We start from the raw sequence: 24,916 nt of genomic DNA on the forward strand, positions 1-24,916 counted from the left end.
TTGGGGTATAGCCAAGCGGTAAGGCAAGGGACTTTGACTCCCTCATGCGTTGGTTCGAATCCAGCTACCCCAGTATACCACAATCGTAAGCTCTCGTTAGTTCGAGAGCTCTTTTTTTTGCTTTGCTACCTTGTTCCTTGAAGATTCTGCTGATTTAAGATAGAGTTAAGTTAACTACAAGAATTGGAGGGATCCACATGAAATGGAAAGAAAAAGTAGACGAAGCAGCTGAAAAGTTATATGATTTGGTCAAATCAGAAAAATACAATATTGAAGTGAATATTCCGAAAAAAGGCGGAAAAGCGGTCCAGGTAAAATCAAAACGCCCAACGAATCATACAAAAAAATGGATGGCTAAAAACCGCTAATAATAACAAAAGATCCATAAGTCGGCATTTTCATCGATTTTAGGGTCTTTTGTTATTTTCTAGGTTGGACATATCTAAAAAATTGTTTCTGACAATAGGAGTAGGAAGAACGATGTGTGTCTAAATCCTCTGTTGATGGATAGAAACCTTTATCTTTTTCAGTTGTGAATCAGGTATATACCAGTTATAATAGAAGAAACGAAAGGACGGGTGTACGTTATGTCGAATCAATTACCTGTATATATACAGATTCATGACCAATTAAAAAATGAAATCGAACAAGGTATATGGAAAGTCGGAGACCGTCTTCCTTCAGAAAGAGAATTAGCAGTGAAATTCAATGTCAGCCGTATGACGTTGAGACAAGCAATTCAAAACTTGGCAGATGAAGGAATCTTAGAAAGAAAGATCGGTTCGGGTACATATGTTGCGCGAGAAAAAGTACAAGAAAAAATGTCTGGTGCAACAAGTTTTACAGAAATTATGGAATCGCAAAATCGAGTACCATCTAGTCGGACAATCTCTTATTTCTTGACTTCGCCAAGCTCAAGTGAAATGGAAAAACTAAACTTGAGTAAAGATGACACGATCTTGCGAATGGAACGTATTCGTTTCGCAGATGATGTCCCTATTTGTTTTGAAGTTGCCAGTGTGCCACAAAAGCTGATCGATGGCTACAGCAAAGCAGAGATTACTGAATCGTTGTATCGCACGCTAGAAGAAAAAGGCGGGAAAAAGATCGGTCCAGCGAATCAAACGATTACTGCTGTGTTGGCTTCTGAGAAAATTGCTGACTATTTAGAGGTAAAACGAGGAGATGCAGTTCTTCGTTTGCGCCAGATTTCTTATTTTGAAGACGGTACGCCGTTTGAGTATGTGCGTACGCAATACGTAGGAAATCGTTTTGAGTTTTATTTGGAAAAATAAAAAACAGGTGATCCCTGATTCCTTATTAGAAATAAAAGAGAATCAGAATCACCTGTTTTTATATATGATCAGTTACCAGTTGCTCGTGATAAGAAACAGGACCCTCTTCAAATTGGACTTGTCCGTTCAGCAGCTCAATGATGGATTCTTTAAAGTGGTCAGCACTTTTTTCATCTACAGCACAGATGACGCTAACTTGATCAGTATATTGGATTTCTTTTATAAAAAAATGTTGGAGTTCAAGATAATTCTGTAATTTTCCTAGTTGCGGATACGTGATCATCACAGAGATCTCCTGTTGCAAGGTACCTTCTACGATTCCAATGTCAGACAATGCTTGAGAGACAGCATGAGTGTATGCTCGTATTAATCCGCCTGTGCCGAGTTTCGTTCCTCCAAAATATCGAGTGACTACTGCAGCTACATTGATCAGTTGATTTTTTTTGAGGACTTCCAACATCGGTACGCCCGCCGTTCCACTTGGTTCTCCATCATCGCTGCTTCGCTGGATTTCATTTTTTTCTCCAATGATGAAGGCGCTGCAGTTATGGTTCGCTTTCCAATGTTCTTTTTTTATTTCTTGAATGAAACTTTTTGCTTGGTCCTCTGATTCTATTCGTCTAAGAGAACAGATAAAGCGTGATTTTTTGATCTCAATCTCACTTTGTCCATTTTCTTTTATTGTACGATAGCGCTCGATCATCTTGTCACCTCTTTTTTTCATTTTCTTTATTCAGTATAAATAAAGTTCTAGGTTGTTTCAACACTGTAACGGTTGCGCAATCGCTGTAGTATGCGATAATAAAGACAAAGGTAGGTGGATCTTGGGATGCAGGAACGAATGAAAAAGTACGATGCAATTACGCATTATTTGAAGAACAATGGCGGCTCTCAAGTAACGTTGACCTTTACCCAATTTGACGAACTGCTGTTTCCCAGTAACGGACTTCCCAAAACAGCAAGGGAAAGTACAGATTGGTGGGCAAATGATTATAAACACCCTGAAAAAGGTGCCTATGGCTGGATAAATGCAGGCTATGAAGTAGTTGTCATCAATTTGGACAAAGAATATGTCGTGTTCAATAAATTAGTGAAATCTAGTTGGCTATTTGATTAAATAAACCGCGTTTAGAAAACGTTGACAAATTTCTTTCTTTTTATATAATAGAGTAACAGACGCGAAGAAAACGTTTGCGTAGTTTGTTTTAAAAAGGAGAGAAAAGTATGGCTAAAAAAACAATCATGCTTGTATGTTCGGCTGGTATGAGCACAAGTTTACTAGTAACAAAAATGCAAAAAGCTGCTGAAGCAAAAGGAATCGACTCGGATATTTTCGCTGTGTCCGCTTCTGACGCAGATAACAATCTTGCAAATAAAGATGTAGATGTACTGTTATTAGGACCTCAAGTTCGCTTTATGAAAGCTGATTTTGAAAAACGTCTGGAACCAAAAGGCATTCCTTTAGATGTCATCAATATGGCTGATTATGGTATGATGAATGGCGAAAAAGTGTTAGATCAAGCAATCACGCTCATAGGTGAATAAATAGAACAGTATAACTATCGAACAAGCGATCCAAAAAATAGATCGCTTGTTTTTTCGTATATTTTTTTAGGGCGAATAATATGAATCATTTTTGGGGTAGAAGGCTTCTGACGAGAGATATTAAAGCAATAGACTGTGAGGAGGTAAATTTACCAAATTATGAGAAGATCGCAGCAGTGGAACGTTTGGGCAACTGGATTCTTTGTCATCGCTGTGGAATGAGGACGTCCGTCATTGATGGACAGCTTGCAGATTACGGTTATTTTTGTACACATTGTCTATATTTAGGGCGATGCGACACTCAACAAGATTTATATTTGTTTGATCAGCCTGAAGCAAAACCTCGAGAAGTCGTCTTTTTTTGGACAGGACAGCTTACTGAAAAACAAACGGAAATCTCAAAGAGAATACTTTGCCATTCAGAAAAAAGACATCATCTTATTTGGGCTGTAACAGGTGCAGGGAAAACAGAGATGCTTTATCCTATTTTAGTGGAAACTTTAAAAGCTGGAGGAAGAGTAGCGATTTGTACACCGCGAGTCGATGTTTGTAATGAATTGTTTTTACGCTATCGTTATGTTTTTCCAGAAGAAAAAATCACGTTGCTCCATGGGAATACAGCAACGGCTTATACCTTTACTTCTTTTGTTATCTGTACGATTCATCAGCTATACCGTTTTTATCGGTCCTTTGATTTAATAGTGATCGATGAGATCGATGCGTTTCCTTATAACGGGGATGCAGGATTAGCTCATGCTGTGCAAACAGCGATTAAACCAGACGGACGATTCATCTACTTAAGTGCCACACCTGATAAAAAGTTACTAAAGGAAATCAAGCAGACGTTTGACATCCACAAACTTGCTTTACGCTTTCATCGGCGTTTACTTCCTGAACCCGTCTTGGTTTTCATGAATAATTGGCGACAAAAATGCAAGAACAAGAAGAAGATAAAATCTTTGGTGCGGATCATTCATCAATTAATTAAAGAAAACCATATCCTTTTATTTTGTCCAAGTATCACGATGATGCATCGTTTGAAAGCCACACTTCAAGAGGCTCTTCCGAGATATGAGATCACAGATGTTTCTTCAAGAGACAATCAGCGGGCGGAAAAAGTCCAGAAAATGCGAGAAGCAAAATATGACATACTGTTAACCACGATGATCCTTGAACGTGGAGTCACATTTGAAAGAATATCCGTTATCGTTTTAGGAGCGGATCATCCGGTTTTTACTAAATCTTCTTTGGTACAAATCGCAGGAAGAGCCGATCGTAAAGGGCCTTATACGAACAGTCAAGTATACTTTTTCTATGAAGAAAAAACTGCAGCTATTCGAAAAGCTTGTCAGGAAATCAAAGAAATGAATGAAGAAGGGAAGAAGATGCTGTGAGGTGCAGTTGCTGCAGTAAAGATATCGTCCAAAATTTAACATTCAGCGAGATTATTGGTGTTTCGAAATACAGATTACCTCAGACTTGTTCAGTTTGTCGCGCACAATTTCATTTATTGGAAACAAGAGGCTGTTCTGGCTGTCAAAAACCAATCCATTTCAATCTAGAGAGTACGAAAAAGAAAGTAAAGTCTATTCCCGTTTACTGCAGTGACTGTCAAGAATGGAAGAAGAAATATCCGACCTATGATTTTCAGCACCGTGCCTTTTTTGTGTACGATGAAAATATGAAGGCCTGGCTCAATCAATACAAGTTTATGGGAGATATCCGACTAGCAGGCACCTTTGCATATAAATGGACGCAGATAAAAAAAGAATACCCGACATACATCTATTGTCCAATACCTTTATCTGAAAAAAGGCGAACAGAAAGAGGATTCAATCAAGTAAGCGAGATGTTGAAAGCAGCAAGAATTCCTTTTCAGATGCTACTCAAAAGAGAGAAGCATCTGCTGGCTCAAGCAAAAAACACGCGAAAGGAAAGATTGGAGATGCCTCAACCTTTTGAACTTGCAGTCACCTTTTCTAAGATACAAAATAAAAAAATATTGATTATTGATGATGTCTATACAACAGGACAGACTCTTTTCCACGCAGCAGATTGTTTGCAGGTCGCACAGCCGAAAATCATCCGAACTATTTCTTTGGCGAGATGAATTAGATGTGGAAATTTGATAGCGATTTAATTTGCAAATAACCTAGAGTTCGATATAATAGAATTAAGAAGAGGGAAAGAGTGGTCCTTCTCCTTCTTGATTGTGGTAGACGAAAGGGGTAATTTTTATGTTTAGATATAATGTACGCGGCGAAAATATCGAAGTAACTGAAGCGATTCGCGACTACGTTGAGAAAAAAGTAGGCAAACTAGAACGCTATTTCAGTGACGCACCCGATGCAACGGCGCATGTGAACTTAAAAGTTTATACAGAAAAAACAGCAAAAGTGGAAGTAACGATCCCATTACCTTATCTTGTATTACGTGCCGAAGAAACTTCTCCAGATTTATACGCAAGTATCGATTTGGTTGTTGACAAATTGGAACGCCAAATCCGCAAATTCAAAACAAAAATTAATCGTAAATCCCGTGAAACGGGCATGAATACTGCAGATGCTGCTGCTTTATTCAATGAAGAGGACGAAAACGAAAATGATTCTGAATTAGATATCGTACGTACGAAACGCCTTTCATTGAAACCAATGGATAGTGAAGAAGCAGTCTTACAAATGAACATGCTGGGACATAACTTCTTTATTTTTGAAGATGCAGAAACAAATGGTACAAGTATCGTTTACCGCCGTAAAGATGGAAAATACGGACTGATTGAAACAGACTGATCAGCCTTACTTAAATAACAACGAAAACTTGCAGCAGCTACTGACAGCTGCCGCAAGTTTTTTTGAGTTTCCCTCCTCTTTTAGATGAAATATGAATAAATTATGAAGTTCTTACTTTAATACGCTTAAGATATTTCAATTATCTATAACTAATGATAAAATGAAAAGTAAAGTCTACATAGTCTGGATAATAAACAGAAGGAAAAGGAGATTACACAACGCATGGCCAATTTGATTCGTTCACTTATCGAAAACGATAAGAAAGAACTAAAACGTTTAGATAGCATTGCAAAAAAAGTTGAAGCATACGCTGACCAAATGGCAGCATTAACTGATGAACAATTACAGGCAAAAACTGCTGAATTCAAGGGCAGATACCAAAAAGGAGAAACATTAGATCAATTACTTCCGGAAGCTTTTGCAGTCGTCCGAGAAGCAGCAAAACGTGTATTGGGGTTATATCCATACCACGTACAATTGATGGGTGGAATCGTGCTTCACGATGGAAATATCCCTGAAATGCGTACTGGTGAAGGTAAAACCTTGACTGCGACGATGCCAGTATATCTAAATGCTCTGACTGGCGAAGGGGTCCACGTAGTTACCGTCAATGAATATTTAGCAACCCGTGACTCAACGGAAATGGGCGAACTTTATAATTTCTTAGGATTAACAGTGGGGTTGAATATCAACTCAAAATCTTCGGATGAAAAACGCGAGGCTTATAATTGTGATATCACTTATAGTACGAATAATGAATTAGGATTTGACTACTTGAGAGACAATATGGTCGTTTACCGCCATCAAATGGTACAACGTCCGCTGAATTATGCCATTGTCGATGAAGTTGACTCAATCTTGATTGATGAAGCGAGAACGCCGCTGATCATTTCAGGGCAAGCAGAAAAATCCACAGCTTTATATACAAGAGCAGACAACTTCGTGAAACGTTTGAAAGAAGAAGAAGATTATAAAATCGATGTACAATCAAAAACAATCAGTTTAACCGAAGCAGGGATCGAAAAAGCAGAAGAAACATTCGGCTTGGATAACTTATACGACATTGAAAATACTGCATTGACCCATCACTTGGATCAAGCATTGAGAGCCAACTATATCATGCTTTTAGATATCGATTATGTTGTCCAAGACGGAAAAGTACTGATTGTTGACCAGTTCACTGGTCGGATCATGGATGGACGCCGTTATTCAGATGGACTTCACCAAGCAATCGAAGCTAAAGAAGGCGTAGAGATCGAAGACGAAACGAAAACCATGGCGACGATCACTTTCCAGAACTATTTCCGTATGTATAAGAAACTTGCGGGAATGACTGGTACAGCTAAAACAGAAGAAGAAGAATTCAGAGAAATTTATAACATCCAAGTATACCAGATTCCGACAAATCGTCCGGTTATCCGTGATGATCGTCCAGATTTACTTTACCCAACATTACAAAGCAAGTTCCACGCTGTCGTGCAAGATATCAAAGATCGCTACCGCAAAGGTCAACCTGTGTTAGTCGGAACTGTTGCGGTTGAAACATCTGAGTTATTATCAGATATGCTGAATCAAGAACGTATTCCTCATGAAGTGCTGAATGCGAAAAATCACTTTAAAGAAGCAGAGATCATCATGAATGCTGGTCAAAAAGGTGCTGTGACGATTGCTACCAACATGGCTGGTCGGGGAACAGATATCAAGTTAGGACTTGGGGTAAGAGAACTTGGTGGTCTAGCAGTTATCGGGACAGAACGACATGAATCTCGTCGTATCGATAACCAGCTTCGAGGACGTGCAGGACGTCAAGGAGACCCAGGTATGTCACAGTTCTACTTGTCATTGGAAGATGATTTGATGAAACGATTCGGTTCAGAACGAATCAAAGCTTTCTTAGATCGGATGAAGATCGGTGAGGAAGATGCTGTTATCCAAAGCAAGATGCTGACGAAACAAGTAGAATCTGCACAAAAACGTGTAGAAGGAAATAACTATGACACACGTAAAAACGTCTTACAATACGATGATGTGATGCGTGAACAACGTGAAGTAATCTATAAACAGCGACAAGAAGTAATCATGGAAGAAAAAAGCTTATCCAAGCCACTAATGAACATGGTCAAACGGACAATCAGTCGTGTAGTAGATGCGCATACACAATTAGAGAAAGAAAATTGGAATTTGGAAAGTATCATCGATTTTGCCGGCAGTACTCTTGTCCATGAAGATAGCATTACTCTTGCAGATATCGAAGGAAAAACAGCTCAGGAGATCAAAGAGTATCTAAACGAACGAGCACAAGAAGTATTTAATACCAAAGCGGCTCAACTAAATGGTCCAGAGCAACTGTTGGAATTTGAAAAAGTCGTGATCTTGCGTGTTGTGGACTCTAAATGGACAGACCATATTGATGCAATGGATCAATTACGTCAGTCAATCGGCTTACGTGCTTATGGACAGAACAATCCATTAGTCGAATATCAAACAGAAGGCTATAAGATGTTTGAAGATATGGTAGGCGCCATCGAGTATGAAGTCACTCGAATCTTTATGAAAGCTGAGATCCGTCAAAACGTACAGCGTGAACAGGTTTCTCAAGGAACAGCTTCTCACTCAGAAGACGGAGATGCCAAAGAAAATAGTAATACTAGCGCGAAAAAACAGCCAATCCATGTGAACAAGGTCGGAAGAAATGATCCTTGTCCTTGTGGAAGCGGGAAAAAATATAAGAACTGTCATGGAAAAAATGCAAACTAATTTCTGACAGCAGGATTGGTGAGACAAATTCTTTTTTTAAGAATTCGTCTCACCTTCTTTCTGTTATTTGCTGATTCTGTTAGACTAGATATAATGAAAAAAGTATAGTGAAAGAAGGAAAAAACATGGAAATATCCGAAATTCGAAATCTCCTGACAGAAATGCAGGAAAAGGTCACAAGTTTCAGGAGGTCTCTTTGACTTAGATCAGCTGGAAGAAGACATCGCGGAAGCAGAAGCAAAAATGGCTGAACCTGGTTTTTGGGATGACAGCGAAGCCGCACAAAAAGTGATCAGCGAAAATAACGCTAATAAAGAAACCTATGACCAATTCCATTCTCTTGCCGAAGAACTAGAAGAAATCGAATTGATGGTGGAGATGCTGCAAGAAGAACCTGATGCAGCAATGCAAGAAGAAGCAGAAACACGTATCAATGCATTAGATGAAAAAATGAAGACGTATGAATTATCTATGCTGTTAGACGGACCTTATGATCGAAACAATGCGATCGTCGAATTGCATCCAGGGGCTGGCGGAACGGAGTCCCAAGACTGGGGCAGCATGCTTTTACGTATGTATACACGTTGGGCAGAGCAGCATGGCTATCAAGTAGAAACACTAGATTATCAAGCAGGTGATGAAGCAGGGATCAAGAGTGTGACCCTGCTGATTAAAGGACATAACGCTTTTGGTTATCTAAAATCAGAAAAAGGTGTTCATCGCCTTGTACGGATTTCGCCTTTTGACTCAGCGAAACGACGTCATACTTCTTTTTGTTCGGTAGATGTGATGCCAGAGCTTGATGAAACGATCGATATAGAAATCAATCCAGATGATTTGAAAATCGATACGTACCGAGCAAGTGGTGCAGGTGGTCAGCACATCAATAAAACAGAATCTGCTGTACGGATCACTCACTTGCCTACAGGAACAGTAGTAGCTAGTCAGGCACAACGTTCACAATTGAAAAACCGTGAGCAAGCGATGGGGATGTTAAAAGCTAAGCTTTATCAATTAGAAGTGGAAAAGAAAGAACAAGAAGCAGCTGCACTTCGAGGAGAACAAAAAGAAATCGGCTGGGGTTCACAGATCCGTTCTTATGTTTTCCATCCATATTCTATGGTAAAAGACCATCGGACAAACGTAGAGACAGGAAATGTCCAAGCAGTTATGGACGGTGACCTTGATTTATTTATTGACGGCTATTTAAAAATGCATCTACAATAAGAACCCATTGTTAAATTGAAATAAAATTGTAAGATTTTGCAAGCATGTTGAAACATTGCCATGCTATAATAGCTAAAGACTGAAAAAGATATGGAGAGAACGCCATGATTGAAATGAAGGATGTAATGAAGAAGTACTCAAATGGTACGACCGCTATCCGCAATCTCTCGATTGTCATCGAACAAGGAGAGTTTGTCTATGTGGTTGGTCCGTCTGGAGCCGGTAAATCTACATTCATCAAATTGATGTATCGAGAAGAAAAAGCTTCAAAAGGAACTTTGAACGTCGCAGGTCATGATCTAATAGCAATCAAAAACCGCGAAGTTCCTTATCTACGCAGAGAAATCGGCGTGGTGTTCCAAGACTATAAATTATTACCAAGAAAAACAGTATATGAAAATGTTGCGTACGCTATGCAAGTTATCGGCAGAAAACCTCGGGATATCAAAAAACGAGTAATGGAAGTGCTGGACCTTGTTGGTTTGAAACACAAAGTTCGAGTCTTTCCTAGCGAATTATCCGGTGGGGAACAGCAACGTGTCTCTATTGCTCGGGCAATCGTGAATACGCCTAAAGTACTTATCGCGGATGAACCGACAGGAAATCTGGATCCAGAAAACTCATGGGAAATCATGAAATTATTAGATCGGATCAATGCCCAAGGAACTACTGTCGTGATGGCTACACATAACAGTACGATCGTAAATACGATTCGGCACCGAGTAATTGCTATCGAAAACGGCCGCATTATTCGAGATCAAGCGGAAGGGGAATATGGATACGATGATTAGAACCTTTTTCCGCCATTTATTAGAAAGTATCAAGAGTTTGAAACGTAACGGCTGGATGACAGTTGCTTCAGTCAGTGCGGTAACGATCACGTTGACTTTAGTCGGTGTATTCATGGCAGTTATCATGAATGCAACTAAATTAGCTCAGGATATAGAAGGAAACGTTGATGTCTCTGTATTCGTAGATATCGGTACAAAAGACGAAGAGATGAAAAAGCTAGAAAAAGAATTGAATGACTTAGATCATGTTAAAAAAGTTGAATTTTCAAGTAAAGAACAGGAATTGAAAAAAATCCAAAACGAAATGGGTGATTCCTGGAAATTGTTTGAAGGTGACAATAACCCGTTATATGATGTGTATGTAGTAAGTGCTACTGATCCTTCTTATACAAAACAAGTAGCAGAAGAAGCAGCAGATTTGAAGAATGTTTCTCGTTCTGATTACGGTGGAGCTTCCTCAGATCGGATTTTCCAAATCGCTGGTGCAGTTCGGACATGGGGATTAGTTGCAGCGGCATTGCTGCTGTTCGTAGCGATGTTTCTCATTTCGAACACGATTCGGATCACGATTTTGTCTAGACAGCGTGAAATTCAAATCATGCGTTTAGTCGGTGCAAAAAATGGATATATTCGCTGGCCGTTTTTCCTTGAAGGTGGCTGGATCGGTCTGATCGGTGCGATTCTTCCGATTTTGATCATCACATTTGGTTATGCATGGTTTTTCCAATTGATCAATCCATCATTATTACGTTCCCATTATTCATTGATTCATCCACAAAATATCGTTTGGAAAATCAATCTTTTAATGGTCGGCATTGGTGTGATCATTGGTTCACTTGGCTCGATCATTTCTATGAGACGTTTCTTGAAATTCTAATACCACAATATAAATAAAATGAGAAAGTTGGACAGTTTCGTTCCAGCTTTCTTTTTTTATTGGCTAGGAGAATAGAAGGAAGCGGCTTTTTTCCCTTTACTTTAAAAAACAACTTGGGTATTCTTAAGTTGGTAGAAGAAGAGGTGAAGCCGTGAAAATTATCGTTGACAATTTTTTTACGATCCTTTTGATTATGAATATTTTGCTTTCCTTTATCATCGTTTTTCGAGAAAGAAAGGAAACTGCTCAAACATGGGCATGGCTGCTCGTTTTGATGTTCATTCCAGTTGTAGGATTTATTTTATATATTTTTTTAGGAAGAGGGATTTCCAAAGAGAAAATCTTTGATTTGAAGATCCAAGGGAAAATCGGTAAGAACCTGGAAATTGAAGAAGACAAACAGGCATTGATGCGAGGGCTTTATCCTCATCCGCCTACTGGACAAGTAGATGTGAAACAATTGATCTATATGCTCACGGTATTTGAAAGTACGCTCTATACGACTAAAAATGAAATCACTTTATTTACAGATGGTCGTGAAAAATTCGATGCGCTGATTGAAGATATCAAGCAAGCAGAAGACCATATCCACTTCCAGTATTATATTTATCGCAGTGATGCATTAGGTGAAGAAGTTCGAGATGCATTGACAGAGGCGGCAAGACGAGGGGTAAAAGTCAGAGTCCTTCTTGATGCATGGGGTTCCACACAAGTTTCTTCCAGCTTTTTTCAGAATTTGAAAAAAGCAGGCGGAGAAGTCGCATTTTTCTTTCCTCTATTTGTTCCGTATATTAATCCTCGGATCAATTATCGCAATCATCGTAAAATCGTAGTTATTGATGGGAAAATCGGATATACAGGTGGGTTCAATGTTGGAAATGAATATCTAGGATTGGTAAAGAAATTTGGTTATTGGCGAGACAATCATTTGCGTATTTACGGAGAAGCGGTGTATACCTTGCAAAACCGTTTTTTGATGGACTGGAATTCTCAGCATACAAAAGAAGTAGGCTATTCTCCCAAATTTTTTCCGTCCATTCACTCTACTGGTGATATAGCTGTTCAAATCGTGACAAGCGGACCAGATACCGAACATGAACAAATCAAAATGACTTATTTGAAAATGATTTCGTTAGCCAAACGGGAGATATTAATCCAAACGCCTTATTACATACCGGATGGGTCGATTCATGAAGCACTGAAGTTGGCTCTTCTTTCAGGCGTAAAAGTTCATATCCAAATACCTAACAAACCAGATCATCTTCTCGTTTACTGGGCAACGTATTCTTTCGCTGCAGAGCTGATCGAGTATGGAGCAAGGATCGAAACATATGAGAATGGATTTATTCATGCAAAGACGATGATTATCGATGGTGGCATTGTTTCAGTTGGCTCAGCAAATATCGATGTTCGTTCATTTCGCTTGGACTTTGAGGTCAATACACTGGTTTATGATGAACGAATGGCTTCACGTGTAAGAAAAGCTTTTTTTGAAGACTCGAAAATTTCTACGCATCTCACAAAAGAAATGTATGAAAACCGAGGAATAATCATCAAGATGAAAGAAGGATTAGCAAGATTGATTTCGCCGCTCCTTTAAAACATAAAAAGGACATGAGAACCATCAACAGATGGAGATCTCGTGTCCTTTTATAACGGGGCCATTTCTGAGAGTACGTCAGAAATGGAGAAAGCGTCTCGCATGAGCGAAATTAACTTTGGGGTATCTCTTGTTTTTTGGGGAAAGCAAGAAATAAGCTAATATATGCTATTAAAAGAGACACATTTCAAAGCCAGTATAGCATAGAAACTTTTAATGAGATAGTTTTTTTTACAATTATGAGAATTTATTTTGTTATTTAATGATTTTGATTCGTTTTCATCAAGTAATGAAAATGATAAAATAAACATACTTTAGGATTAAAGGAGATTTCTAATGAAAAAACTTAAATTATTCTTACCAATAATAGGATTAGCTATTCTTTTATCAGGCTGTTCAAAGTGGATTGATCGAGGAGAATCCATTACGGCTGTTGGCTCTTCTGCTTTACAGCCTTTAGTAGAAACAGTTGCTGAAACTTACCAGACAGAAAATCCTGGAAAATTCATCAATGTACAAGGGGGCGGAAGCGGAACTGGTTTGTCTCAAGTACAGTCAGGAGCAGTCGACATCGGAAACTCTGATTTGTTTGCGGAAGAAAAATCGGGGATCGATGCCTCAGCATTAGTCGATCATCGAGTAGCAGTTGTTGGGATCACTCCTATTGTGAACAAGGATATTGGCGTAAAAGACATCAGTATGGAAAACCTGAAAAAACTATTTACAGGCGAGATCAAAAACTGGAGTGAAGTCGGTGGAAAAGATCAGCCAGTAGTTATATTGAACCGCGCTTCAGGAAGCGGAACCCGTAGCACGTTTGAAAAATGGGTATTGGACGGAGAAACAGCTGTTCAGGCACAAGAACAAGATTCAAGCGGAATGGTGCGCCAGATCGTTGCCGACACACCCGGTGCAATCAGCTATGTTGCTTTTTCTTATGTTTCCGATGATGTAGATACGTTGAATGTTAACGGTGTAGAACCGACAGATGAAAATGTGACAACGAACAAATGGACGATTTGGGCATATGAGCATATGTACACAAGAGATCATCCAAAAAAACTGACAAAAGAATTTTTAGACTATATCTTATCTGATGAAGTACAAGATAACATCGTTGGAGAACTAGGTTATATCCCTGTTTCTCATATGAAAGTCGAACGTGATTGGCAAGGAAATATCGTTAAAGAGTAATCTTTACACAAAATTTACAAACTTAGCTAAACTTTTACATGTTATTAAAACCAAATTGATGTTCAATTTGTACACTGAGTGAGTATGTTAAACCTGATTAAGGGGGAGTCATCTGTGGAAGATGTGAAAAAAGTATTATTAACAAAATCAAAACGTTCAAAAATGGAACAGCGTGGAAAATTCATCAGTTTTTTATGTATCGCGCTGATCGTGTTGGTTGTATTATCTATTTTTTATTTTGTAGCTAGTAAAGGATTGGCTACCTTTTTTACTGATAAGATCAATGTATTTGATTTTCTGTTTGGTACAGATTGGAATCCAAGCCAAATCGGAGCAAATGGGAAACCAATGGTAGGGGCATTGCCTATGATCACAGGTTCGTTTATTGTGACCTTTTTATCTGCTATCGTTGCCACGCCATTTGCCATTGGTGCAGCAGTATTCATGACGGAGATCTCTCCTAAAAACGGAACGAAGATCTTACAGCCGGTCATCGAGCTGCTTGTAGGTATTCCTTCTGTCGTTTACGGTTTTATCGGTTTATCAGTTATCGTGCCTTTTGTCAGAAGTATTTTTGGCGGGACAGGGTTTGGTATCTTAGCTGGTACATTTGTGTTGTTCGTTATGATCTTGCCGACTGTCACAACGATGACTGTTGATGCATTAAAGGCAGTACCACGGCACTATCGGGAAGCTTCATTAGCGCTTGGTGCCACAAGATGGCAAACAATCTACAAAGTCGTGCTACGAGCAGCCGTGCCCGGGATTTTAACAGCAGTCGTTTTTGGTATGGCTCGTGCGTTTGGTGAAGCCCTAGCTATCCAAATGGTCATCGGTAATGCAGCATTGATGCCAACAGGACTTACTACTCCTGCTTCTACATTGACGTCCATCTTAACAATGGGAATCGGAAATACAATCATGGGAACAGTTGAAAATAATGTGTTATGGTCATTAGCGCTGATCTTGCTATTGATGTCATTATTCTTTAATATCGTGATCCGTATGATTGGGAAGAAAGGAGAGCTGAAATAATGAACGCAAAACGCTCAGATAAAATTGCTACAGGTGTTTTATATATAGTTTCGGGGATCATCGTATTGATTTTAGCAGCTTTACTACTTTATATCTTAGTTCGGGGAATACCGCACATTTCATGGTCCTTCTTGACCGAACCTTCCAAAGCCTACCAAGAAGGCGGTGGAATCGGGATACAGCTATTTAACTCGATTTATTTGCTTTTGATCACGATGATCATCAGTTTTCCTATTTCTTTAGGTGCGGGTATCTATCTTTCAGAATATGCTGGAAAAAACTGGCTAACAGATGTGATTCGCACGTCGATTGAAATCTTGAGCTCGTTGCCTTCTGTCGTTGTCGGTTTATTCGGTTTCTTGGTTTTCGTTATTCAATTCCAGTATGGTTTCTCGATTATTTCTGGTGCATTGGCTTTGACTGTATTCAACTTGCCTCTTTTGACTAGAACAGTTGAGGAGTCTTTACAAGCGGTCCATTACACACAACGAGAAGCAGGATTGGCCTTAGGTTTGTCACGCTGGGAAACAGTGATAAAAGTGGTGGTTCCAGAAGCGACACCAGGGATTTTGACTGGTGTGATCCTAAGTTCTGGAAGAATTTTTGGTGAAGCAGCTGCATTGATCTATACGGCTGGACAAAGTGCACCTGCGTTAGATTTTACGAACTGGAATCCATTAAGTGTTTCAAGCCCGATCAGCATTTTCCGTCAAGCTGAAACATTAGCTGTCCATATTTGGAAGATCAATACAGAAGGCACGATGCCTGATGGTGTTTCTGTTTCGGCTGGCGCTTCTGCCGTGTTGATCATTGCTGTTTTACTGTTCAACTTCGGCGCTCGTGCGATTGGCAAACGATTATACCGAAAAATGACTTCAGCCTAAGGAGAAGAAGCAAAATGAAAAAATATAACTGGAATGAAACAAATGTCATCACCATGCCAAAAGAGAAAGAAGTAGCACTATATACGGATGATCTACATGTCTGGTATGGCGACAATGAAGCAATCAAAGGAGTGGATCTGGAATTTGAAAAAAATAAGATCACTGCATTGATTGGTCCTTCCGGCTGCGGAAAATCTACGTATCTTCGTTCGTTGAATCGAATGAATGATGGGATCGCTAATACGAAAATCACTGGGAAAATCATGTATCAAGGCGTAGATATTAATGCGCCTCAAGTGGATGTTTATGAGATGCGCAAACGGATTGGCATGGTTTTTCAACGTCCTAATCCGTTCAGCAAGTCGATTTATGACAATATTACATTTGCTTTGAAACAGCACGGCGAAAAAAACAAAAAGAAATTAGATGAAATCGTTGAAACAAGCTTGAAACAAGCTGCCTTGTGGGACCAAGTAAAAGACAGCTTGGACAAAAGTGCCTTGGCTTTATCTGGCGGGCAACAGCAACGTTTATGTATTGCTCGTGCGATCGCAATGAAACCTGATATCTTGCTGCTAGACGAGCCGGCAAGTGCTTTGGACCCTATTTCGACAGGAACGGTTGAAGAAACACTTGTAAACTTGAAAGAAGACTATACGATCATCATCGTGACGCATAACATGCAACAAGCAGCTCGTATCAGCGACTATACTGCCTTTTTCTATCTAGGAAAAGTAATGGAATATGACAAAACTAACAAGATATTTACCAGACCAAAAATTCAGGCAACCGAAGATTATGTGTCCGGTCATTTTGGTTAAGACGGAGGCCTCAACATGACAAAAGAAATTATTTCATCTAAAGATCTTCATCTGTATTATGGAAAGAAAGAAGCACTAAAAGGGATCGATCTAAGTTTCAATCAAGGGGAAATCACTGCGATGATCGGTCCTTCTGGTTGCGGGAAATCCACTTATCTGCGTTCTTTGAACCGGATGAATGACCTGATTCCGAATGTAACGATCACCGGAAGTGTTTTATATAAAGACAAAGACATCTATGGTCCAAAAACAGATGTTGTTGAACTAAGAAAAGAAATCGGCATGGTATTCCAGCAGCCAAACCCATTTCCTTTTTCTATCTATGAAAATGTCATCTATGGATTGAAATTAAAAGGGGAAAAAGATAAAAAAGTCCTTGATCAAGTAGTTGAAGAAAGCCTGAAGGCAGCGTCTGTTTGGGATGATGTGAAAGACAAATTGCATAAAAGTGCTTTATCTTTATCCGGTGGGCAGCAGCAGCGTGTATGTATCGCACGTGTTTTGGCAGTTAATCCGGAAATCATCTTATTGGATGAACCAACAAGTGCGCTTGATCCTGTTTCTACTGGGAAAATCGAAAGTATGCTGTTAGAATTAAGAGAGCGGTATACGATGATCATCGTGACCCATAATATGTCTCAAGCTTCACGTATTTCAGATAAGACGGCATTCTTTTTAGATGGTCACTTGATCGAATACAACGATACGAAGAAGATATTCATGAATCCAGAAAAACAAGAGACAGAAGATTATATTTCAGGTCGATTTGGATAAGGAGGAAACGGAATGCTACGTACACAATTTGAAGAAGAATTGCTGAATCTCCATAATCAGTTCTACGAAATGGGGATGATGGTGAGCAGCGCCGTGCACAAGTCAGTTCGTGCATACATCAAACACGATAAAATCTTAGCCCAAGAAGTTATCGAAAACGATATAAATATCAATAACATGGAAACACGCTTGGAGAAGAAAAGTTTTGAAATGATCGCATTGCAACAGCCAGTTACAACTGATTTGCGTATGATCATTACGGTCATGAAAGCTAGCTCGGATTTAGAACGTATGGCCGATCATGCGGTGTCTGTTGCTAAATCCACGATTCGCGTAAAAGGGCAGACGAGAATACCGGAAATCGAAAAAGAGATCTCCGATATGTCCGATTATGTGAAAAAAATGGTGGACAACGTCCTAGTTGCTTATGTCAAAACAGACGAAAAAGACGCACGTACGATCGCCAATATGGATCAAAGAGTCAATGACTATTTCAATCGAATCTATAATGCAACAATCAAAAATATGCAGGAAAATCCTGAGACAGTCATCAGTGGAACAGACTACTTGAATGTTGCCAGTTATCTAGAACGGATCGGAGACTATGTGACAAACATCTGTGAATGGATCGTCTACTTGGCTACAGGGAAAATCACTGAGTTAAATACGAACCACAATGAGATTTTCTAAACTGAAGCTGTGATTATGCCGTTTGTTTAGGAAAAGAGGTTGTGAAATCAGCGGTTGTGAAAAAGCTGTTCTGCATCAAGTAATAAGAACAGTCAAACAAAAAATAGCTCCTCATATTTTTCGTTTGGCTGGACTTATTACCGCAGATGCAAGCTTTTGAACACCGTTTATTCGGGAAAGGGTTTGTGACAAAACATGTCACAAACCCTTTTCATCATTTCATAGAAAGGATAAAGAATGCAGAAAAAAATTAGCATCATCACTATATTTTTTATTTGTGTGCTTACTTCATGGGTTATTCAGCATCAAGCTGCTTTATATGAAGTACCTGTCATCGAGATCGAAAAAGTACGAATAAAAGAGGATCATCAATTGATTACAGGAAAACTGATGAACACGGATCAAAAAGGAGAATCGATTTATTTATCGGTTCCTTATCAAAAAAATCAAATAGAAACAGCAAATATAAAAGCGAGACAAATGTATCTAGTCCAAATGCATGGAGATGAATGGCAGCTAGTAGCAAAAAAAAATGATGGCTGGCTTTTCTTCTTCACAAGTATCTTCATTGGCGCCATGTTGCTTATTGGCGGAAAACAGGGTCTATTTGCTTTAGGAAGTCTCATCATCAATATCGTTTTACTTTTACTTTTGTTGCTCATCTTTACTAAAACAGAAGGGATTTCTCTATTAAATATATCTATCCTGTTCGTCGTTATAGGGATGATTATTAGCATATTGGCTTTAGATGGATGGAATAGAAGCAGTATAATCAAAATTTCAGCTGCAGTTACGAGTGTTTTTTTAGCATTTTTTATTTGTCTTTTGACAATGAATCATTGGAAAGACCAAGGACTGCGCTATGAGGAACTGAATTATCTGACACGACCGTATCGTTCTGTTTTTCTTTCTAGCGTACTGATTGGAACAGCTGGAGGAACACTCGATACCGTTATCACAGTCATTGCGACATTAGAAGAATTGACTAAGCGACAACCAGAAATAACAGCGAAACAGTTATGGCTTTCAGGAAGGCAAGTGGGTCGAGATGTGATTGGCTCGATGACCAATATCCTTTTGTTCGTCTATATCAGTGGGTCAGTTCCATCGCTTCTTTTATATTTAGGAAATCAATGGTCTTTCAAAGAAACGATAGAACAGCATTTATCATTGGAATTTTTACGCGTCATTGCTGGCAGCTTAGGAATAGTATTATCGATCCCCATCTCGGTCCTCTTTTTTCTGACTGTAAGGAGGCTGAAACGATGAATGTACTTATTATACTTGTTGGGATTTTAGCAATCAGCGTGCTACTTATTGGCGGTACGCAAGGTATGTATATTCTTTTAGGCTTATTCATCAATTTAGGGATCTTTTTCCTGTTGTTATTCGGTTATCATCAGAAGTGGCCGATACTGGCATTGTCGGTCATAGGATTTTTATTGATTGCTGTGGTTATCTTATTTTTTATCAACGGTTATAATCTAAAAATGCGTGCAGCTTTTGTGAGTATACTGATCTTTTTATTTTGTTTCCTACTATTGCTTCCTATCACTGATTTTTTAGCGATCCAAGGTTTTACATCGGTAGAACTAGAAGAATTATCTGGCTTAGATAAGACTTTAGCGATTGATTTTAGATTACTTACGAGATCGTTGCTTCTGATTAGTCTTAGTGGTGCTGTTTTAGATGCGAGTGTAGCAATTTCTAGTGGGACATTCGAAGTATATCAGGCAAATCCGCAATTATCTTTTTACCAATTGCGCCATTCTAGTTTCGCTATTGCTAAAAAAATATTGGCGTCAACAGTAATGACACTTCTTTTTGCATTCATGGGAAGTTCTTTAGCGTTGATCCTCTGGTTTATTGATTTAGACATTCCTTTTCAGCAAGTGATCAATGAAAAATCATTTGTTCTAGAATATACGATGGCTATTCTTACCACATTGTCCGCACTAATTGTTCTTCCTTTAACCTGCGTGACTACAGCATATCTCTTTACAAAAAAGAAAGAACAACTCAAGATGGAGTAAAAGTTACAACTTAAGTCCTATGACATTTTTACTGAATCAGTGCATAATATGGATGTAAGGAAAAGCTTGCAAACAATTTTGCTTAAGGAGGCAATTTCCATGAAAGAAAGAGAACGTATTTTAGATTTAGTGAAAAAAGGAATCCTTTCGACTGAAGAAGGCTTAGATTTATTAGAAAGCATGGCAACTGAAAAAGACGAAAAGCAAATCAAAAAAGAAGCAGACAAGGTAACTGCTAGTCATAAAGAAAAAGATAAGGCAAGTCAATTGATCGATAAACTTGAAAACGGCGAAGAAGAAATTTCTGAGCCAGTTGATCCAAAGGAAAGAGAAAGACAAGATCAAGAAAACTTAGAAAAGATCTTAGATGAACTAGCAACTGAAGCGAATAAAACTTCGGCGCGTCTAGATGAAGTAAATGCTCAATTCGCTGACAATAAGGCAGCACGCAATGAGAAACAGGAAGCATTGATGCAGCTGAATACAAAAGAAGAATTAGGCGAGTTGACAGAAGAAGAATTAGCACAGCGTCAGGCGTTAGAGGCAGAAATCAAAGAGTTAGAAGCTAGTGGCGATACACTGTTAGAAGAACAATTGAAATTAGAAGCAGAATTAAAAGATATCCGTAAGAATCAATGGTCTGAGAAAAAAGAAACGTTTACTGATAAGTTTGAATTGCCAGATGATTGGAAAGATCAAGCAACAGATACACTGAATCAAGTAGGCGAAAAAATGTCAGAAGCTGGATCACAGTTAGGCAAATTCTTGAAGAAAACATTCCAAACTGTTTCAGAAACAGTGAATGACAACATGGAATGGAAAGATGTCAGCTTACGTGTCCCTGGGATTGCGACAACGAAATTTGAGCATGAATTTTACTATGAAGCTCCTGCAGCAAGTATCCTTGATATCAAGGCAGCAAACGGAAACGTGACGTTAAAAACGTGGGACAGCAACGATGTGAAAGTTGAAGCTAAGATCAAACTTTACGGAAAAATGGGTGCTGAACCATTTGAAGCATTCTCTGAACGGAGCCAGATTGAGGTTAATGAAGATCATATCTCCTTCCAAATTCCAAATAAACGTGTGCGTGCAGACCTTGTTTTCTACTTACCTAAACGAGTATACGACCACGCAGCTATTAAACTTCTAAATGGCAACATCATGATTGAAACATTGGAAGCTAAAGATATTTATACAAAATCTACGAATGGTAACATCATCGTGGACCAATTAACTGCAACGATGCTGGAAGTAGAAGGTGTAAACGGCAATATCGATATTCGAAACGGGAACATCTTAGATTCTATTATCGAAACAGTAAATGGTACAGTGACATTTGGTGCGACAGCAGAAAACCTTTCTGTGTCTTTGGTAAATGGTGATGTACGTCTTACGATTAAAGAAGATAATTTGAAAAAAGTAGAAGCAAGTTCAGTGAACGGAAATGTCAAAGTCGCTTTACCAGATGGCATCGGTTTGGAAGGACATGCTAAAACAAGTCTTGGAAGTATCAACAGCCGTCTGTCCAATTACGAAGTAGTTCGTGAGAAAAAAGAACGGACAAACCAAATGTTGCAATTCCGTCGTGTTTCAGATGGTGAAATCGCGCAAGTGCAACTTTCAACGACAACAGGAAGTATCTATTTAAAAGATACAGATAAATAAAGAGGTTGTGAAAGAGATGTTCAGCCTTGAGCAATAAGAAGCGATTTTGTAAAATAGCTTCCCCTATTTTACAAAATTGTGCCTTATTGCCGATAGGCTATCTCTTGAACACCGTTTACCAAGAGATTATGAACCTGCCAATTATCGCCGAGTCACAAGGAATAATTTCAGAAAAAGCTCGTCACGTTTTATGAATATGGTAATTTGTGACCGAGAATTTTGCAGAAAGACACCGATTAAGAAGAAGGTTGTCACAACGATTTTCTTCATTTAAAATAGTAGAACAGAGGTGAGACATGATGAAAAAAAAGTTGACAAAATCCAATAAAAATGTTGTTTTGACAGGGACTTTAGCAGGAATAGGAGAATACATCGGGATTGATCCGACTGTTATCCGTGTGCTTTATGTATTCCTAAGCTTAGTTGCTTTTGGAAGTCCAATCATTTTATACATTTTATTAGCTTTGATTATCCCATCTGCGCGTTCTGCACGAACAAACTATGGACATAACAATGCATATTATGAAAAAAACAATTATCGTGAACAAACTCGTGAACAAACAAAAAAACGCAAAGAAGCGGAAAAAATCGATGATGACGAATGGAGTGACTTTTAATGTCGTACTTTCAACGTATTTTAGTTAATACGTTAACATTCATATCATTGGCTGTTCTTTTTCCTGCGATGGTCCATGTGAGCAGTATTTGGACGGCCGTTCTTGCCAGCTTCGTATTGTCTGTGTTGAATATGTTTGTCAAACCGATTTTGACGATACTGTCCCTGCCCTTTACATTAGTCACATTGGGATTGTTTACGTTTGTTATCAATGCAGCGATTCTTAAAATGACCTCCTTTTTTGTGGGAGCAGAACATTTTAGTTTTTCTTCATTCGGTGCAGCGTTGTTAGTAGCTATCTTGATGTCGCTTGTCAATGTAATTGTCAGCGAACATAACAGTAGAAAATAAAAGAAAGCTGTGCCGAACTATCGGCGCAGTTTTTTTATTTAGAATCAGGAATGCGTTTTCTATTACATTGGTAATTAAATAAAAACGTTTTTTTTAATTGGTAGTACTTTTGGCTAGACAATGATAAAATGATAGAGAACACTCTAATAGAAATGAGGTAGCATGAATGTCAGAAGTTGTAAAAGTTAGCCAATTAGTGAAAAAATTATCTTTGGAAATAGTGACAGGCGACGAGAAAAGCTTAGACCGTGTCATCGTAACTGGGGACATCTCACGCCCAGGACTAGAGTTGACTGGTTATTTTAATTATTATTCCCATAATCGTTTACAGCTATTTGGCAGTAAAGAAATCAGTTTTGCGGAACGGATGATCCCAGAAGAGCGTTTGATCATCATGAGAAGATTATGTAGTGAAGATATGCCCGCATTTATTATTTCAAGAGGATTACCGGCTCCAGAAGAAATGATCCAGGCAGCAAATGAAAATGGGATAGCTGTACTGCGTTCTCCCATCTCAACTTCTCGTTTATTAGGAGAATTATCCAGTTATTTAGATGGTCGCCTTGCCCCTCGAACAAGTGTCCACGGTGTTTTAGTGGATGTTTACGGATTAGGTGTACTGATTCAAGGTGACAGTGGGATAGGAAAAAGTGAAACAGCGTTGGAGTTGATCAAACGCGGTCATCGATTGATCGCAGACGATCGAGTAGATGTTTATCAGCAAGATGAATTAACGGTGATCGGAGAACCGCCTAAAATCCTGGAACATCTGATTGAAATCCGAGGAATCGGGATCATTGATGTAATGAATCTTTTTGGTGCGAGTGCGGTACGTGGCTCTATGCAAGTCCAGTTGGCTGTTTATCTGGAAGCATGGGCAAAAGATAAGAAATACGACCGTCTGGGCTCTGAAGACACGACCGTTGAAATCGCGGAAGTGGGCATTCCACAAATAAAAATCCCTGTCAAAACAGGACGAAACGTTGCAATCATCATTGAAGTAGCCGCGATGAATTTCCGTGCACGTACAATGGGCTTTGACGCAACGAAAACATTTGAAGAAAGATTAAGTCGCTTGATTGAAGAAAACTCAGGCAACGACTAGCAAGGAGTGACAATATGTTAGCACAAATCAATCGAGTTGCTTTTGAGCTTGTAGGGATTCCTATCTACTGGTATGCATTGATCATCGTATCAGGTATCATTATCGCCATGTGGCTTAGCAGCAGAGAGGCTGTTCGGGTAGGATTAAAAGCAGATGATGTGACAGATTTTATGTTGTGGGGATTGCCTATCTCCATTATTGGCGCTCGCTTATATTATGTTTTATTTGATCTTCCCCAGTATATAGCTGATCCAATCCAAATATTCAATATCCGTTCAGGAGGCTTAGCTATTTATGGCGGACTGATTGCAGGCGCGATCACGCTGTATTTTTTTACTAAATATCATTTTATTTCTTTGTGGACTTTTTTAGATATCGCTGCACCAAGTGTATTATTAGCACAGGCAATCGGTCGTTGGGGAAATTTCATGAACCACGAAGCATATGGACCAGACACGACGCGAAGCTTCTTAGAAAGTCTGCATTTACCGCAATTCATCATTGATAATATGTATATCGAAGGGATCTATCGTCAACCAACATTTCTTTATGAATCACTTTGGAGTTTGATTGGATTTATTTTGCTTTTGTTTTTACGAAAGAAACCACACCTTTTGAAAAAAGGCGAAGTCCTTTTATGTTATCTAATGTGGTATAGTTTCGGGCGTTTCTTTATTGAAGGATTACGTACAGACAGTCTTTACTTTTTAGGTGTGATCCGTATTTCTCAATTATTATCTGCTGTGTTATTTGTCGGTACATTGATTCTATTTATTTGGCGCAGAAAAAAAGGAAATTTACCGGATTATGACCGCTCATTAGGAAAAAATCAACAAATTATCTGATTTTTAGAGCGTTAAAAAT

26 protein-coding genes and 1 tRNA gene are annotated in these 24,916 nt (G+C 38.9%); 26 read left to right on the forward strand and 1 reads right to left on the reverse strand.

Going from position 1 to position 24,916, the window contains the following annotated elements; all coding sequences use genetic code 11:
- The first annotated feature begins 1 nt into the window (after position 1).
- The 3 genes from OS138_RS01000 (at position 2) to OS138_RS01010 (ending at position 1,295) form a co-directional block, all read left to right on the forward strand.
- Positions 2-73: transfer RNA gene (locus tag OS138_RS01000), tRNA-Gln, on the forward strand.
- 124 nt (positions 74-197) lie between these two features.
- Positions 198-368 carry a hypothetical protein gene (locus tag OS138_RS01005; RefSeq protein WP_002294990.1) on the forward strand — a complete coding sequence of 57 codons (171 nt, stop codon included), beginning with the start codon at positions 198-200 and terminating at the stop codon, positions 366-368.
- Between the two features lie 219 nt (positions 369-587).
- On the forward strand, positions 588-1,295 hold the full coding sequence (locus OS138_RS01010) for a GntR family transcriptional regulator (protein ID WP_002292782.1): 708 nt from the start codon (positions 588-590) through the stop codon (positions 1,293-1,295).
- A gap of 58 nt (positions 1,296-1,353) precedes the next feature.
- Here OS138_RS01010 and OS138_RS01015 read toward each other — a convergent pair whose 3' ends face one another.
- Complete coding sequence (locus tag OS138_RS01015; protein WP_002296584.1) at positions 1,354-1,998, reverse strand: YigZ family protein; 645 nt, start codon at positions 1,996-1,998, stop codon at positions 1,354-1,356.
- Between the two features lie 126 nt (positions 1,999-2,124).
- On the opposite strand from OS138_RS01015, the gene OS138_RS01020 reads away from it, so the two are divergent.
- The 23 genes from OS138_RS01020 (at position 2,125) to lgt (ending at position 24,897) form a co-directional block, all read left to right on the forward strand.
- On the forward strand, positions 2,125-2,412 hold the full coding sequence (locus tag OS138_RS01020) for a DUF7662 domain-containing protein (protein ID WP_002294988.1): 288 nt from the start codon (positions 2,125-2,127) through the stop codon (positions 2,410-2,412).
- Between the two features lie 107 nt (positions 2,413-2,519).
- Positions 2,520-2,840, forward strand: coding sequence for a PTS sugar transporter subunit IIB (locus tag OS138_RS01025; protein ID WP_002292778.1), 321 nt, complete (start codon positions 2,520-2,522; stop codon positions 2,838-2,840).
- An 80-nt stretch (positions 2,841-2,920) separates the two neighbouring features.
- The gene (locus OS138_RS01030) at positions 2,921-4,234 is read left to right on the forward strand and encodes a DEAD/DEAH box helicase family protein (protein WP_002337437.1); all 1,314 of its coding nucleotides are present in this window, start codon (positions 2,921-2,923) and stop codon (positions 4,232-4,234) included.
- A complete protein-coding gene (locus OS138_RS01035) occupies positions 4,231-4,950 on the forward strand; it encodes a ComF family protein (RefSeq protein WP_002299428.1) in 720 nt (239 codons plus the stop codon). Before OS138_RS01030 ends, OS138_RS01035 begins: the two co-directional genes overlap by 4 nt.
- Before the next feature lie 127 nt (positions 4,951-5,077).
- Positions 5,078-5,629, forward strand: a complete 552-nt coding sequence (gene hpf, locus OS138_RS01040; RefSeq protein WP_002294985.1) for a ribosome hibernation-promoting factor, HPF/YfiA family — start codon at positions 5,078-5,080, stop codon at positions 5,627-5,629.
- Positions 5,630-5,851: 222 nt separating this feature from the next.
- Complete coding sequence (secA, locus tag OS138_RS01045) at positions 5,852-8,386, forward strand: preprotein translocase subunit SecA (protein ID WP_002289770.1); 2,535 nt, start codon at positions 5,852-5,854, stop codon at positions 8,384-8,386.
- A gap of 125 nt (positions 8,387-8,511) precedes the next feature.
- Positions 8,512-9,613, forward strand: a protein-coding gene (gene prfB, locus OS138_RS01050; RefSeq protein ID WP_096948712.1) for a peptide chain release factor 2 whose coding sequence is annotated in 2 segments (ribosomal slippage) — positions 8,512-8,583 and positions 8,585-9,613 — 1,101 coding nt in all. Because the reading frame shifts where the segments join, the coding sequence is not laid out codon by codon here.
- Positions 9,614-9,717: 104 nt separating this feature from the next.
- Positions 9,718-10,404, forward strand: a complete 687-nt coding sequence (gene ftsE / locus OS138_RS01055; RefSeq protein ID WP_002292768.1) for a cell division ATP-binding protein FtsE — start codon at positions 9,718-9,720, stop codon at positions 10,402-10,404.
- The gene (gene ftsX / locus OS138_RS01060; RefSeq protein ID WP_002294981.1) at positions 10,397-11,281 is read left to right on the forward strand and encodes a permease-like cell division protein FtsX; all 885 of its coding nucleotides are present in this window, start codon (positions 10,397-10,399) and stop codon (positions 11,279-11,281) included. Before ftsE ends, ftsX begins: the two co-directional genes overlap by 8 nt.
- A 151-nt stretch (positions 11,282-11,432) precedes the next feature.
- On the forward strand, positions 11,433-12,881 hold the full coding sequence (gene cls / locus OS138_RS01065; RefSeq protein ID WP_002306208.1) for a cardiolipin synthase: 1,449 nt from the start codon (positions 11,433-11,435) through the stop codon (positions 12,879-12,881).
- Between the two features lie 336 nt (positions 12,882-13,217).
- Complete coding sequence (locus OS138_RS01070; RefSeq protein WP_002292763.1) at positions 13,218-14,075, forward strand: phosphate ABC transporter substrate-binding protein PstS; 858 nt, start codon at positions 13,218-13,220, stop codon at positions 14,073-14,075.
- A gap of 114 nt (positions 14,076-14,189) precedes the next feature.
- Positions 14,190-15,110 carry a phosphate ABC transporter permease subunit PstC gene (pstC, locus tag OS138_RS01075; protein WP_002292761.1) on the forward strand — a complete coding sequence of 307 codons (921 nt, stop codon included), beginning with the start codon at positions 14,190-14,192 and terminating at the stop codon, positions 15,108-15,110.
- Positions 15,110-15,994 (forward strand): phosphate ABC transporter permease PstA, encoded by an 885-nt coding sequence (pstA, locus tag OS138_RS01080; protein ID WP_002296590.1) that lies wholly within the window; start codon positions 15,110-15,112, stop codon positions 15,992-15,994. Before pstC ends, pstA begins: the two co-directional genes overlap by 1 nt.
- 14 nt (positions 15,995-16,008) lie before the next feature.
- Positions 16,009-16,815, forward strand: a complete 807-nt coding sequence (gene pstB / locus OS138_RS01085; protein ID WP_002289486.1) for a phosphate ABC transporter ATP-binding protein PstB — start codon at positions 16,009-16,011, stop codon at positions 16,813-16,815.
- Between the two features lie 15 nt (positions 16,816-16,830).
- Positions 16,831-17,589, forward strand: coding sequence for a phosphate ABC transporter ATP-binding protein PstB (gene pstB / locus OS138_RS01090; protein WP_002289489.1), 759 nt, complete (start codon positions 16,831-16,833; stop codon positions 17,587-17,589).
- 12 nt (positions 17,590-17,601) lie between these two features.
- Positions 17,602-18,279, forward strand: coding sequence for a phosphate signaling complex protein PhoU (gene phoU, locus OS138_RS01095; RefSeq protein WP_002289490.1), 678 nt, complete (start codon positions 17,602-17,604; stop codon positions 18,277-18,279).
- Positions 18,280-18,516: 237 nt separating this feature from the next.
- Entirely contained in the window at positions 18,517-19,548 is a 1,032-nt protein-coding gene (locus tag OS138_RS01100) for a YibE/F family protein (RefSeq protein WP_002296593.1), read from the forward strand.
- Entirely contained in the window at positions 19,545-20,312 is a 768-nt protein-coding gene (locus tag OS138_RS01105) for a YibE/F family protein (RefSeq protein ID WP_002299434.1), read from the forward strand. The genes OS138_RS01100 and OS138_RS01105 overlap by 4 nt, the downstream gene beginning before the upstream one ends.
- Positions 20,313-20,411: 99 nt before the next feature.
- A complete protein-coding gene (gene liaX / locus OS138_RS01110; RefSeq protein ID WP_002299435.1) occupies positions 20,412-21,980 on the forward strand; it encodes a daptomycin-sensing surface protein LiaX in 1,569 nt (522 codons plus the stop codon).
- Positions 21,981-22,276: 296 nt separating this feature from the next.
- The gene (locus OS138_RS01115; protein WP_002294972.1) at positions 22,277-22,597 is read left to right on the forward strand and encodes a PspC domain-containing protein; all 321 of its coding nucleotides are present in this window, start codon (positions 22,277-22,279) and stop codon (positions 22,595-22,597) included.
- On the forward strand, positions 22,597-22,947 hold the full coding sequence (locus tag OS138_RS01120) for a phage holin family protein (protein WP_002289566.1): 351 nt from the start codon (positions 22,597-22,599) through the stop codon (positions 22,945-22,947). Before OS138_RS01115 ends, OS138_RS01120 begins: the two co-directional genes overlap by 1 nt.
- Before the next feature lie 166 nt (positions 22,948-23,113).
- Positions 23,114-24,052 carry an HPr(Ser) kinase/phosphatase gene (hprK, locus tag OS138_RS01125; protein WP_002289568.1) on the forward strand — a complete coding sequence of 313 codons (939 nt, stop codon included), beginning with the start codon at positions 23,114-23,116 and terminating at the stop codon, positions 24,050-24,052.
- Positions 24,053-24,066: 14 nt separating this feature from the next.
- Positions 24,067-24,897, forward strand: coding sequence for a prolipoprotein diacylglyceryl transferase (lgt, locus tag OS138_RS01130; protein ID WP_002289570.1), 831 nt, complete (start codon positions 24,067-24,069; stop codon positions 24,895-24,897).
- The last annotated feature ends 19 nt before the right edge of the window (positions 24,898-24,916 follow it).

The organism is Enterococcus sp. E5-37 (assembly GCF_035726925.1).
Classification (GTDB): domain Bacteria; phylum Bacillota; class Bacilli; order Lactobacillales; family Enterococcaceae; genus Enterococcus_B; species Enterococcus_B faecium.